This is a genomic window from Bradyrhizobium genosp. SA-4 str. CB756, from assembly GCF_000473125.1.
Lineage (GTDB): Bacteria > Pseudomonadota > Alphaproteobacteria > Rhizobiales > Xanthobacteraceae > Bradyrhizobium > Bradyrhizobium arachidis.
Genome location: NZ_KI421499.1, coordinates 6719982 through 6732986, shown reverse-complemented (window position 1 = coordinate 6732986; position 13005 = coordinate 6719982). Strand labels below are relative to the sequence as shown.

Sequence of the window (13005 nt, the reverse complement as noted above, 5' to 3'; positions counted from 1 at the left end):
ATGGTGAGCTTCGCTCCCACCCGACGGCTTCATGGCGGATTACGACCTTGCGATCATCGGCGGCGGCCTGAACGGTGTCAGCCTCGCCCGCGATGCGGCCGGCCGCGGCCTGCGCGTCATTCTGCTGGAGCAGGGCGATCTCGGCGGCGCAGCCTCGTCGGCGACGCCGCGGCTGGTCCATGGCGATCTGTCGGTGCTGGAGCGCCGCGGGTTCTGGCGGGTGCGCCGGGCGCTCGCCGAGCGCGGGATCTGGCTTCGGATTGCGCCGCATCTGGTGCGGCCGATGCGTTTCGTCATCCCCGCCCATTCCGAGGAGCGCCCGCCCTGGCTGCTGCGTGCCGGCCTGTATGTCTATGACGGACTCACGAAGCGAGGCGGCCTGCCGCCGTCAGCGACCCTCGACATCACACATCATCCCGTCGGTAACGCGCTGAAACGTCCGTTCGGCATGGCGTTCGAATATTCGGACTGCGTGGTCGACGATTCCCGCCTGGTGGTGCTCACGGCGCTGGACGCCGCCGAACGCGGCGCCGCGATCTGTACCGGGGCGCGCTGCGTGCGCGCCGACAGGACCGACACCTGGCGGCTCGCGGTGGTCGATCGCGGCCACCGCCGCATCATTACGTCGCGCGCTCTCGCCAACACCACCGGCGCCTGGACCTCGATGGTCGCGGACACCGTGCTGCGGCAGCCGCAGCCTGCGATGGCGGCCACGCAGATGAGCCAGATCATCGTGTCGAGGCTGTTCGAGTCAGACAATGTCTACGTCTTCCAGAACAGCGATGGACGGCTGATCTTCGCACAGCCCTTCGAGCGCGACTTCACGCTGGTCGGCACGGTCACGCACGCGTTCACCGGCGATCCCGCCATCGTGGCGATGCCGGGTGCCGATGTCAGCTATCTCTGCGAGGCGGCGAGCCGCTATTTCCGTGAGCGTGTTGCCCCGACCGACGTGGTCCGGACGGTCTCGGGCGTCAACCTGACGCTGGCGTCCGCACGCGGGCGCGACGGCACCACGCTGTTCCACGCACGCCGGCGCAAGGCGCCGCTGATCACGATGTTCGGCGGCGACGTCACCACCTCGCGCCTGCGCGCCGAGCGCGCGGTGACGCGGCTGACGCCGTTCTATCCGATGTCGCGACCCTGGACGGCAGGTGCACCGCTGCCCGGCGGCGATTTCGCCTGGGATCGTTTCGACACCGAGGTCGACCTCGCGCGTGATCGCTGGCGCTTTCTTACCGAGCCGCAGGCCCAGCGTCTCGTTGCGGCCTATGGCTCGCGCCTATCGACGGTACTCGGCGAGGCGCACACCGGCGACGATCTCGGCCCCGCGTTCGGACCCGAGCTGACCGGCGCCGAAGTGCGCTATCTCATGACCCACGAATGGGCGCGCTTCCCGGAGGACATCCTGTGGCGTCGCTCCAAGCTTGGCCTGACCATGCCTCAGGCGGACCGCGATGCGCTGGCGGCGTTCATGGCGAACGTGATGTGAGGATCCATCCCGAACCGGTTGAGCAAAGGCCAATCGGCCGCTAGCGTGCAGCGGAATCGGGGTTGGCAGGGACCATGACGGACGAGTTGCCCAGAAGGGATGCCGCGGCGGCGGCCGGCGGAAATGCGCTTCCTGGGGCGGGCCAGCCGCTATTGCGCATTGAGAACGTCGCCAAGACCTTTGGGACGTTCCGGGCCGTGGACGGCGTCTCGCTGGATATCAAGGCCGGCGAATTCTTTGCGCTGCTCGGGCCGAGCGGCTGCGGCAAGACCACGCTCTTGCGCATGCTCGCCGGCTTCGAGGCACCGGACGAGGGCCGCATTTTGCTCGGCGGCAAGGACATCGCGCAGGCGCTGCCGCATGAGCGTCCCATCAACATGATGTTCCAGAACTACGCGCTGTTCCCGCACCTCTCCGTGCGCGACAACATCGCCTTCGGCCTGAAACGCGCCGGCATGGCGCGCGCCGAGATCGCGACGCGCGTTGCGGAGATGGTCGCGCTGGTGAAGCTTGGGGGTCTTGAGAAGCGCAAGCCCGACCAGCTCTCCGGCGGCCAGCGCCAGCGTGTGGCGCTGGCGCGTGCATTGGCGCGCCGGCCGCAACTCCTGCTGCTCGACGAGCCGCTCGCAGCGCTGGACAAGAAGCTGCGCGAGAGCACGCAAGGCGAGCTGATGGAGCTGCAGCGCCGGCTCGGCATGACCTTCATCATCGTCACCCACGACCAGGAGGAGGCCATGACGATGGCGAGCCGGATCGGCGTGATGAAATCAGGCAAGCTTGCCCAGGTCGCGCGTCCCCGCGAGCTCTACGAGGCGCCGCGCTCGCGCTGGATCGCGGAGTTCGTCGGCGACATCAACCTGTTCGACGGCGAGACCAGATTGCGCGACGGTCATCGTCTGGTCATCGGCACGCGTGATGCGGGTCCGCTGGTGGTGGCCGAGCCGCGCGAACCGGTCGGCGCAGGAAAATTTGCGGTCGCGATCCGCCCCGAGAAGGTCAAGCTGTCGCGGCGTGCACCCGTGAGCGAGGCCGGTCGTGAAACCGCGATCAACGCTCTCGACGGCGTGATCGACGACATCTGCTATCTCGGCGGCACCACCACCTACAAGGTGAAGCTCGACACCGGCGGGCTGATTGAGGCGTCTGTCGCCAACAGCGCGCGCCTCGACGTCGACGCCTACAGCCTGGACCAGCGCGTTGTCGCCTGGTTCACGCCCGACGATTGCATGGTGCTGCCGTCATGAGCTCGCGCCGCATCTTCGCAAGGCCTGCGCGCTTCGCCGCGATCGCGCCCTATGTCTGGATGGTGCTGTTCTTCCTGGTGCCGTTCGCCTTCGTGCTGAAGATCAGCCTGTCGCAGACCGCAATCGCGCAGCCGCCTTACGAGCCGGTGTTCGACCTGACGGCGGGATGGGAGGCGCTGAAGTCCGCCTTTGCCGCGCTGTCGATCGATAACTTCAAGCTGCTCGGCTCTGACGACATCTACGTGTTCGCCTATGTGCGCAGCCTCACTGTCGCCGTCACGGCGACCGCGCTGTTGCTGCTGATCGGCTATCCCATCGCCTATGGCATGGCGCGATTGCCCAAGCGCTGGCAGGCGGTGGCGATGGTGCTGGTGATCGTGCCGTTCTGGACCTCGTTCCTGATCCGCATCTATGCCTGGATCAACATCCTCCAGCATGACGGCCTGCTCAACCAGATCCTGCTGGCGCTGCATCTGGTCAGCCAGCCCGTGGTCTGGCTCTCCACCGACGGCGCGATGTATATCGGCATCGTCTATTCCTATCTGCCGTTCATGATCCTGCCGCTCTACGCCACGCTCGCCAAGATGGAGCCGGCGCTGGAGGAGGCGGCCTCCGATCTCGGCGCACCGCCCTGGCAGGTGTTCTGGCTCGTCACCTTTCCGTTGTCGCTGCCCGGCGTCGGCGCCGGCGTGCTGCTCTGCTTCATCCCGATCGTCGGGGAGTTCGTCATTCCCGACCTTTTGGCCGGCTCCAATTCGCTGATGATCGGCCAGACCCTGTGGCTCGAATTCTTCACCAACAAGGACTGGCCGGTCGCCTCCGCCGCGGCGATCGTGCTGCTGGTGGTGCTGCTGCTGCCGCTGCTGCTCTACGAGCGGCTGCAGAAGCGGCAGCTGGAGCAGGGGCGCTGAGCCATGCGCAAGGTCTCCCGCCTGTCCCGCTTCAACGTCGCCTCGCTCGCGCTGGGGCTGGCGTTCCTTTATCTGCCGATCCTGATCCTCGTCATCTATTCCTTCAACGCCTCGCGGCTGGTGACGGTGTGGGGCGGCTGGTCGCTGCGCTGGTACCGCGAGTTCTTCAATGACCGCGCCATGATCCAGGCGGCCTGGATGAGCTTGCGGGTCGCGGTCGCCTCCGCGACCATCGCGACGCTGCTCGGCACGCTCGCGGCAGTGGCGCTCTCGCGCGGCGAGCGGTTCCGCGGCCGCACGCTGTTCTCAGGCATGCTCTATGCGCCGCTGGTGATGCCGGAGGTGATCACCGGCCTGTCGCTGCTGCTGCTGTTCGTGGCGCTGAATGCAGAGCGCGGCTTCTGGACGGTGACGATCGCGCATACCACGCTGACGATGTGCTTCGTCGCGGTGGTGGTGCAATCCCGCCTCGGCTCGCTCGACCGCTCGCTGGAGGAAGCGGCGATGGATCTCGGCTGCAACCCGGTCCGCGCGTTCGTGTCCGTGACGCTGCCGCTGATCGCGCCCGCGATCGTCGCAGGCTGGATGCTGGCGTTCACGCTCTCGCTGGACGATCTCGTGATCGCCAGCTTCACCACCGGCCCAGGTTCGGCGACGCTGCCGATCCGGATCTATTCGGAGGTGCGGCTCGGCGTGAAGCCCGAGATCAACGCGATCTGCACGCTGGTGATCGGCCTGATCGCGGTCGTCATCGTGATCGCCTCGCTCGCCTCGAAACTGTCGAGCTCGCAGGGCGAGAGCGCGGCGCCGCTGTAGCCGTCCAACACATCATATATGGTGCTCAGGCACCACCTGACATAGTTAACAATTCATATAGCTTATCTGGCTATCGTCACCTCGCTTGGGGAAGAGGGCGATGAAGCGGCTTTATATTGGTGTGGCCAGCACGGTTCTGGCGTTACTCTGTCTCACTGTTCCGCCGTCGGCTGCTGCGACCCAGATGGTGTCGCTGGTGTACAACGGTTCGCCGCAGTCGCCGCAGCAGATCGGCTCCGACGAATTCCGCCGCAAGCTCGCCGAGACCGCACAGGGCCGCATCATCCTCGATGCACGCGCCGGCAACGCGATGGGCAGTGAGACGGCGATCCTGGCCGCCATGCGCAGTGGCGTGGTCGACATGGCGACGCTGTCGGGCTCGGTGGTCAGCTCCGCCGTGCCGGAGTTCGGCGTGTTCGACGTGCCGTTCCTGTTCCGCGATGCCGCGCAGGCCAAGGCTGTCGCGGAGGGGCCGGTCGGCGCGCTGTTCGCCAAGCATTTCGCCGACAAGGGATTGGTGCTGCTCGCGATCGGCAAGCAGGGCTTTCGCAACGTGACCAATTCGAAGCGGCCGATACAGACACCCGCGGATCTCCGGGGCCTGAAGATCCGCGTGCTCCCGAACGAGGTCTATCAGATGACCTTCAAGGCGCTGGGCGCCGAGGTCGTGCCGATGGAATTCACGCTGGTGTATTCCGCACTGAAGGACGGCCGTATCGACGGGCAGGAGAACCCGGTCGCGACGATTGCCGCCAGCCATCTCGAGGAGGTGCAGAAATATGCCAGCCTGACGGGCCATTTCTTCGCTCCCATTGCTTTCGTTGCCAATCGCGATGCGTTCCAGGCTCTCACGCCCGCGGACCAGGTCGCGATCATCGCCGCGGCAAAGGCCGGCGCGGAGGCGACCTGGAAGAGTGGCGTCGCGGAGGAGACGAAGAAAATCGAGGAGCTTCGCAAGGGCGGCATGGAGATCATCGAAAAGGTCGACCGCCAACCCTTCATCGATGCCGTGAAGCCTCTCGAGCCCGAGTTCGAGAAGCGCTTCGGCAAGGATCTGCTCGCCCGGATCCGGGCGACGCCGTAATCGCGCGGGAAACATCATGAACCTGTCATTGATCCTGTCACGCATCGGCATTCGCCCGCGCATCTTCGGCGGCTTCGCGCTGGTGCTGGGTTTCCTCTGCGTGCTGGCGCTGCTCGCCGTCATGCGGCTGTCCGAGATCGGCGGCACCGTCGGAGAGCTCGTGACCAGCGCCGACGGCGATGCCGGCATGGCGCGCGTGCACGCCGCGCTGCTCACGGCGAACGTCACCGTTGAGAAATTCGTCCGCACACGCAATCTCGGCGACCGCGATAGCGCCATCAAGGCGATCGACGGCTTTGGCCAGACCTTTGATCAGGTCGATCAGCAGTTCGGCCGCCTGCCGGCGATCGCCGCCGGCCGCGCCGCTCTGGTGGATGCGCTCGGGACCTATCGAAAATCCTTCACGGCAGTCGCGGGCGCTGTCGACCGTTTGCGCAACGCAAGCACCAAGAGCGAGGCGCTCGGTGCCACGGCTGGTCTCGATGTCGGCGCGATCAATGTCGCGCTTGTCAACCAGCCCGACCGTCTGCTCCAGCCCCTGCGTCTGGCCGGCACGGTGGATGCGATGCGGGTCTCGGTGCTGCGTTACACCATCACCCAAGCCCAGGTCGATGCCGACGATGCCGGGCTGACGATTGGCTATGTGCTGGCCGCGGTGGCCGATAGCGAGGCGGAGATCGCCGACGTCGAGGCGCCGCGACTGAAGAATCTGATCGCGGCCCTGAAGAAGGTGCTCACCGATCAATCGGCGACGCTGACCGAGCTGTCTGCCGCGATGGGCGAGTTGCGCAAGGCGCAGGCCGATCTGGTTAAATCCAGCAGCGCGATCGACGCCAAGGCCGCCGAGATCAGCAGGGCTCTGGGTGCGACGCGCACCGAGCAGAGCCGGTTGACGGCTGGGTCGGTCGATCAGACGCGCAATCTCGTGTTCACGGTCGCAGCGTCCGCGCTCGTGCTGGGTGCATTGCTGGCCTGGTTGATCGGACGCAGCGTGTCGCGGCCCATTGGCCAGATGACCTTGCGCATGCAGAGCCTCGCGGCGGGCGAGCTCGACGAGGCAATCCCGGGCGGCGGGCGCGGTGACGAAATTGGTCACATGGCTGGCGCTGTCGAAGTGTTCCGCCGGAACGCACAGACCGTACGACGCATGGAGCAGGAGTCTGCCGCGCAGCGTGCCGCAGCAGAGACGGAGCGTGCGGCGATGATGGCGCAGCTTGCCGATCGCTTCGATAGCGGCATGGAGGGCGTCATTGGCGGCGTCTCCAGCCGTGCCGAGGAGATGGGGCAGAGCGCCGCGAGCCTCGCCCGCGTTGCCGAGCGGGGCCGCTCGCTGGCCGAGCAGGTCGCCGCGACATCGGCCCAGGCGTCCTCGAACGTGCAGACCGTTGCGGCGGCGACGCACGAACTGGCAGCCTCGATCAAGGAGATTTCCAGCCAGGTCGCGCGCTCCGTATCGGTGTCGGACCAGGCCAAGGAAGAGGCCTCGCGGACCGAGGCCCTGATGCGCGCGCTGTCGGATTCCGCCGAGCGGATCGGCACGGTGGTGCAGCTGATCCAGGCGATCGCGAGCCAGACCAACCTGCTGGCGCTCAATGCGACGATCGAGTCGGCGCGGGCCGGCGACGCCGGCAAGGGCTTTGCCGTGGTCGCCAACGAGGTGAAGAGCCTCGCGACCCAGACCGCGCGCGCCACCGAGGAGATCGCAGGGCTCGTCGCCGAGATTCAGAACTCGACCGGACAGTCGGTCGCCGCGATCGGTCAGATCGGCAGAACCATCGCCGAGATGACGGAGATCGCGACGACGATTGCCTCCGCCGTCGAGGAGCAGGGTGCGGCAACCAGCGAGATCGCCCGCAATGTCGAGCAGGCGGCGAACGGCACGACAGCCGTGACCGACCAGGTCGGCGCCGTTCGCACCGTGGCGGGTGAGACCGATGCCGGCGCCGAAGCCGCGCTCACGGCCGCGTCGGCGTTGCAGGATCAGGCCCGCGCGCTCAAGAAGGACGTCGCGGAGTTCCTGCAGACGGTGCGCAAGGCGGGGTGAGAGCATCTCCCCGCGGCCGCCCTCCTATGGGCGCACCGCGGGAAGTGCACATCTGACATTCAGGACTTCACCGCACCCGCGGTGAGCCCGCCCACCATGTAGCGGCGGAAGGCGTAATAGACCGCGGCTGGCGGCAGCGCGTAGATGAAGCCGGTGGTCATCAACAGCTCCCACGGCGAGTCGTCGGCGGCGAGGAAGTTGCCGAGCGCCACGGGCAGCGTGATCTCGCGGTCGTTCGAGAGCAGCAGGAACGCGTAGAGGTACTCGTTCCAGGCCAGCAGCACCGCATAAGTGCCGATCGCGACCAGCGAGGGCATCATCAGCGGCAGGTACACCAGGCGGAAGATCTGCAGCGTGGTCGCGCCGTCCATCACCGCGGCCTCATCCAGCTCGACCGGGAGCTTGTCGGAGGCCTGCTTGAGCACCCAGATCGCATAGGGGCTGGCGATCGTCACCATCGCCAGGATCAGCGACCAGTGATTGTTGAGCAGGCCGTAATTGCCCATGGTGCGGTACATCGGCACGGCGAGGAACGCCGCGGGGATGAAATAGGTGAACAGCGCGAGGTTCAGCACCATGCGCCCGCCCGGCACCTTCAGCCGCGAGATCGAGAACGCCGCGGCCGTGGCGACGAACAGCGTCAGCACGCCGACCGCGGCTGCGATCAGCGTCGAATTCCAGAACTGCACGTAGAAGTCGCGCAGGAAGTAATGCTGCTGCTTGAACACGATCTCGAAGTTGTGCAGCGTCGGGTGGTCCGGCCACAGCTTGCCCGAGAACGCGTCCTCCTTCGGGGAGATCGCGAACAAGAACATGTGATAGATCGGAATCATCGTCCACAGGAAGACGGGAATGCCGATCAGGAGCAGCCGCGCTTCCGTCGCGACGTCACGGAGAGAGGGAAGCTTCATCGCGACAACCGTTTCATCATGAAGTACACGAGCGGCAGGACGAACGGCATCGCGCAGACGATGGAGGCCATCGCGAGCGAGAGCTGGTCTAGCCGGAGATAGCGGATACCGAGCGTCGCCAGCACATGCGTGAGGTCGGCCGGACCGCCGCCGGTGAGCAGATAGACGCTGTTGAAGTCGCCGAGCGTCCAGATCATCGAGAGCAGCGTGCAGGTGATGTAGAGCGTCTGCATCGACGGCCAGGTGATGTAGCGGAATTTCTGCCACCAGCTCGCGCCGTCGACCTCGGCGGCCTCGAACAGGTCGTGCGAGATCGCAAGGCGTCCGGTGATCAGGATCAGCGTCCAGAATGGCAGCGACTTCCAGATGTGCACGCCGATCGCCATGCTCAGCGCCACAGTCGGGTCGTTCAGCCAGTTCGGGCCGTCATCGCCGGTGAAGGAGAAGATGAGGTGGTTGATCACGCCCCATTCGGGGTTGAGCATGAAGCGCACCGACAGGATGGTCGGGATCGACGGCACTGCCCAGGGCAGGATGAAGATCACCGAGAGCCATTTGATCCAGGTGCGCTGCATGGCGAAGAAGCCGGACAGGAACAGCGCGATCAGCATCTTGATGTTGATGCCGATGACCAGAAAGATCAGCGTGTTGACTGCGGCACGCGCGAAGATCGGGTCGTTGTACAGCGCGACATAGTTCGCCGGAGCGCGCGCCAGCCATAGCCCGTAGCAGACGGGATAGACGACGAAGGCGAGGAAAACCAGCAGATAGGGCGCGAGCAGGATGATGCCCCAGACCTGCGCCGGGGTCAGCCGCGACGACAAGGGTGGGCCGGGGAGTGCCTGATCGCCAGAGAGCGTGATCGCCATTCTTTCGGACTCTTTGAAAGGACTTCCGGCCGCACGAGGCGGCCGGTGTTGGTCTTACACCTCTCCCCGCAAGGCGGGGAGAGGTGAGGACGAGTTAACCCGCGACCTGCTTGATGCGGGCGATCAGCTCGTCCACGGCCTTGTCGACCGGGACCTTCTCGCTGACCACACGGTTCATCGCCTTCGCCCACACGTTCTCGTTGTTGAGAATGGTGAACTTCCAGTTCTTGGTGAAGTCGAACGCGGCGGTGCCGCCGGTGAACTGGGCATAGACCGCCTTGCGATGCTTGTCGGCCTGCCAGAACGGGCTGGCCTGGCTTTCCTTCGTCACCGGGAACCAGCGGCCGAGCGCGCCCTCGATATAGGGACGGACATTCTCTTCCTGGAGCAGGAAGCTGATGAACTGCTTGGCCTCGGCCTTGTTCTTGGCCGCGGTGAAGATCAGCCCGGTCTTGACGTCGGAGCGGTAGCGGATGGTCGATCCATCGGGCGCCTTCGGGAAGGACGCCGTGACGATGTCCTGCTCATAGGCCTTCTTGCCGGCGTCGCGCTGCTCCTGGGTCAGCGCCTGGTTCTGCGAGTCCTCGAACCACTTCGCCGCGATCGAAATCGTGAAGTTGTGGGTCATCACGATGGTCTTGTTGTGGAAGGCGACGTTGTTGTCCGGATCCTTCCAGGTGGTCGAGGACGGCGGGGTGCAGCCCTTGATGTAGGTGTCGGTGTAGTCCTTCAGCGCACTGATCAGGTTCTCGCGCACCTTGGGATCGTCGACCAGCAGCTTGCCGTCGTCGTCGACCAGCTTGACGTGGTAGGCGTCCATGAAGGTGTAGAACGACTGGAAGGCGTCGGTGGACTCCACGCCCATCGGCTGGCCGACGCCGTAGATGCGCTGGCCGGTCGCCTTGCGGATCGCCGGCTGCACCTTGTCGCACCAGAACGTCCAGTAGCCCGCCCAATCGGTCGGGATGTCGGAAAGCTTGAAGCCGGCCTTCTCCAGCATGTCGTTCCAGATCTCGACATGCATGCTCTGCTGCTTCAGCGGGAAGCCGTAATAGGCCTTCTTCTTGGCGACGTCGTTATAGAGGATCGAGGCATCCAGCGTGTTCTGCACGAACCGGTCCTTGATCGGCTCCATGACATCGCTGAGGTCCTCGAGCTTGCCTTCATAGGCCCACTTGCCCTGCGCCTGCACGTCATAGGAATCGGAATAGGCGACATCGGGCACGGTGCCGGCATCGAGCGCGGCGACCGTCTTCGGAATCATGTCCTGGATCGCGTATTGCGACAATTCGACCTTGATACCGGTCTTGGCTTCGAATTTCTTGATCGTCTCGATCAGCGCGTCGTCTTCGGAGCGGTAGAAGCCCTTGCCCCACCAGACCGTAATCGTCTTCTGCTGCGCAAAGGCAGGTGCAGTGGCGGCAAACAGCCCAGCCGCAGCGACCGCCAATGACACTGCGCCAATAACCTTGGATCTCACGTTTTTCTCCCTCAAACGGCCGGAGTTTTTAACCGGTCGTATAAAACACTAGCGCATGGCGGTGAGCCGATCTAGCGGCATCTTGTCAGACCTAGGTCGTGGGGTCGCGGGCGGGATGAGATGCTTAATGCGTGCATCGATCCAATCGCCGCATCAATTCGGCCGGATCAATTCGCAGCCGATCGGCCGATGTCGGCCGATCCGTCCTCAATTGGATTTCGCGTTCTCTTTGGTGTTCTCGGCCGTCGGCGAGTCCGCCGGCGCGGGGCGCTTGACGCCGGTGATCTTCTCGATGACCGAGCGCACCGTATCGCCGCTCTTGTCGTCCTTGCCCTTGAGCAGCGGCGCGGCGAAGGGCGAGCGGCGGATCAGGACTTCCGAATCGGGGAAGATCAGGGGATCGTCCCAAGGGCCCTGCACCACGAAGGGCAATTGGAAGCCCGAGGACGTGTTGAGGCTCGCGACGCCCTTCATGTCGTATTCGCGCGTCGGCACCGACGCGGTGCCGGTCAGCGTGATTTTCGCCGACGGTCCCTCGATGCGGATGTCCTCGGCGGTCGCAACCCCGTCGGCGAATTTCAACGCGATGGTGAGGTTGTCGTAAGGCGTCGAGCCGTTGCGGAAATTTCCGCCGCCCGACAGCGGCCGCCGCTCCAGCCGCTTCAGCAGCTGCTCGGCGTTGATGCCGGCGATCGCACCGTCATGCCCGGTCACGGTGGCGGTGCCGTCGAGCGACTGCACGAGGCCGAACGGGCTCGAGCCCGAGGCGACGAGGGAGACGTTGATGTTGCCACGGCCGGACAGCTTGTTGAGGCCGAACAGCTCGGAGGCGCAGGCCTGGAGGTCGACATCGGTGAACTGGAATTGCGCTTTGACGTCGGCGACGGTGTCGGAGCGCGCGATCCCGAACGAGCCCTTGGCGATGCCGCCATAGACCTGGGCCTCGCCGACCGAAAGCGCCAGCGTGCCGTTGCGCAAATTGGCGCCGATCGCGGTACGGCCGAGCCTCGATGCGCCGACCGTCAGCCTGGCTGCCGACAGGCGCATGTCGAGGTCGGTGGTCGAGAGGCCGTTGAGATCGAACAGCTGCCTGTTCCAGTCGCGCGCGCCGCTCGCGAGCAGGCGGAAGGTGGAGATATAGGGCGTGAAGTCGAGCGCGTCGGCGGCGAGCGTCGCCTGCAGTGTCTGCCTTCCGTTGTTGGCGTAGGTCATGACGCCCTCGGCGGTGTTGCCGTCGAGCTCGACATTGACGTTGGTGAGCGCGATCGAGGCGCCCACGACGTTGGCGCGCGCCTTCAGCGCGAAGCGGCCGAAGCCGCCGCTGCCGGGCTGCGGCTGGCCGGTCCAGCGCAGCGCGCTGCGCAAGGACGGGCTGTCGATGGTGAGCGTGCCCTCCATCATCGGGCTGGTGCGGTTGGCGACGCTGCCGTCGAAGGCGAGCTTGAGCGGGGTGCTGGCGATCCGCGCCTTCAGGCCCGAGCGGTCGCCGGAGAGGGCGGCGACGAAATCGGAAAAGCTGATCGAGCCGTCGACGCGTTCGCCGCGCCAGTCGAATTGTCCGGTCGCGGCGAAGGAGCGCGAGATCGAGGGCCAGGCCAGCGACAGGTCGATGTCCTCGAACTTCTCGGTGGCGTGGGTGGCAGCGTCCTCGTAATTGAGCACGCCGTCCTGGATCCGGATCTCGGAGAACGAGACCTGGTTGTCGGCGCCCGGCTTCATGGTCCGCGCGATGGTCTGGATGAAGGGCGTCCAGTTGCTCTCGCCGTCCGGCTTCAGGCTGACATGGATGCGCGGCCGCAGCAGCGTCAGGTCGGCGATCTCGAACCGTTGCAGCAGCAGGGGCAGCAGCCGCAGATTGGCGGTGAGCACGTCGACATGGAGCGCGGGATCGCTGGTGCCGCCGCCCTTCAGGCCGACGTCATGGAAGGAGATGTAGCTCGCCGGCAGCACCGAGATGTCGATGTTGCCCGTGACATTGAGCTCGAGCCCGGTGACGTCGCGGATCTGCGCCTCCACGGCCTTGCGCAGCGCGTCGCGGTTGATGAGCCATGAGGTCGCGATCAGGGCGATCAGCGCGACGCCGAGCAGCGCCGCGATCGGCGTCCCGAGGCGCTTCATTCCTTGGGCCATGGTCAATGGCATGTCCTGGTCGGG

The 13005-nt window shown here is 65.6% G+C and carries 10 protein-coding genes; 6 read left to right on the top strand and 4 right to left on the bottom strand.

Features of this window, described 5'->3' with window-relative positions:
• Positions 1–31 precede the first annotated feature (31 nt).
• The 6 genes from BRAGE_RS0132290 to BRAGE_RS0132265 all read left to right on the top strand — a co-directional run bounded on the left by BRAGE_RS0132290 (position 32) and on the right by BRAGE_RS0132265 (position 7591).
• Positions 32–1492 (top strand): glycerol-3-phosphate dehydrogenase, encoded by a 1461-nt coding sequence (locus BRAGE_RS0132290; RefSeq protein ID WP_027561021.1) that lies wholly within the window; start codon positions 32–34, stop codon positions 1490–1492.
• A gap of 74 nt (positions 1493–1566) precedes the next feature.
• A complete protein-coding gene (locus BRAGE_RS0132285) occupies positions 1567–2736 on the top strand; it encodes an ABC transporter ATP-binding protein (RefSeq protein ID WP_027561020.1) in 1170 nt (389 codons plus the stop codon).
• Positions 2733–3647, top strand: coding sequence for an ABC transporter permease (locus BRAGE_RS0132280; RefSeq protein ID WP_027561019.1), 915 nt, complete (start codon positions 2733–2735; stop codon positions 3645–3647). Before BRAGE_RS0132285 ends, BRAGE_RS0132280 begins: the two co-directional genes overlap by 4 nt.
• Positions 3648–3650: 3 nt before the next feature.
• On the top strand, positions 3651–4463 hold the full coding sequence (locus BRAGE_RS0132275; RefSeq protein ID WP_027561018.1) for an ABC transporter permease: 813 nt from the start codon (positions 3651–3653) through the stop codon (positions 4461–4463).
• A 100-nt stretch (positions 4464–4563) separates the two neighbouring features.
• Positions 4564–5547, top strand: coding sequence for a TRAP transporter substrate-binding protein (locus tag BRAGE_RS0132270; RefSeq protein ID WP_027561017.1), 984 nt, complete (start codon positions 4564–4566; stop codon positions 5545–5547).
• Positions 5548–5563: 16 nt separating this feature from the next.
• Positions 5564–7591, top strand: coding sequence for a methyl-accepting chemotaxis protein (locus BRAGE_RS0132265; protein ID WP_027561016.1), 2028 nt, complete (start codon positions 5564–5566; stop codon positions 7589–7591).
• 59 nt (positions 7592–7650) lie between these two features.
• Here the strand turns inward: BRAGE_RS0132265 and BRAGE_RS0132260 are convergent, their stop codons facing one another.
• From BRAGE_RS0132260 to BRAGE_RS0132245, 4 genes are all read right to left on the bottom strand, one after another.
• Complete coding sequence (locus BRAGE_RS0132260) at positions 7651–8502, bottom strand: carbohydrate ABC transporter permease (RefSeq protein ID WP_027561015.1); 852 nt, start codon at positions 8500–8502, stop codon at positions 7651–7653.
• A complete protein-coding gene (locus BRAGE_RS0132255) occupies positions 8499–9371 on the bottom strand; it encodes a carbohydrate ABC transporter permease (RefSeq protein ID WP_027561014.1) in 873 nt (290 codons plus the stop codon). The genes BRAGE_RS0132260 and BRAGE_RS0132255 overlap by 4 nt, the downstream gene beginning before the upstream one ends.
• Positions 9372–9465: 94 nt before the next feature.
• Entirely contained in the window at positions 9466–10851 is a 1386-nt protein-coding gene (locus BRAGE_RS0132250) for an ABC transporter substrate-binding protein (protein WP_027561013.1), read from the bottom strand.
• Positions 10852–11058: 207 nt separating this feature from the next.
• Positions 11059–12981, bottom strand: coding sequence for an AsmA family protein (locus BRAGE_RS0132245; protein ID WP_027561012.1), 1923 nt, complete (start codon positions 12979–12981; stop codon positions 11059–11061).
• Positions 12982–13005 lie beyond the last annotated feature (24 nt).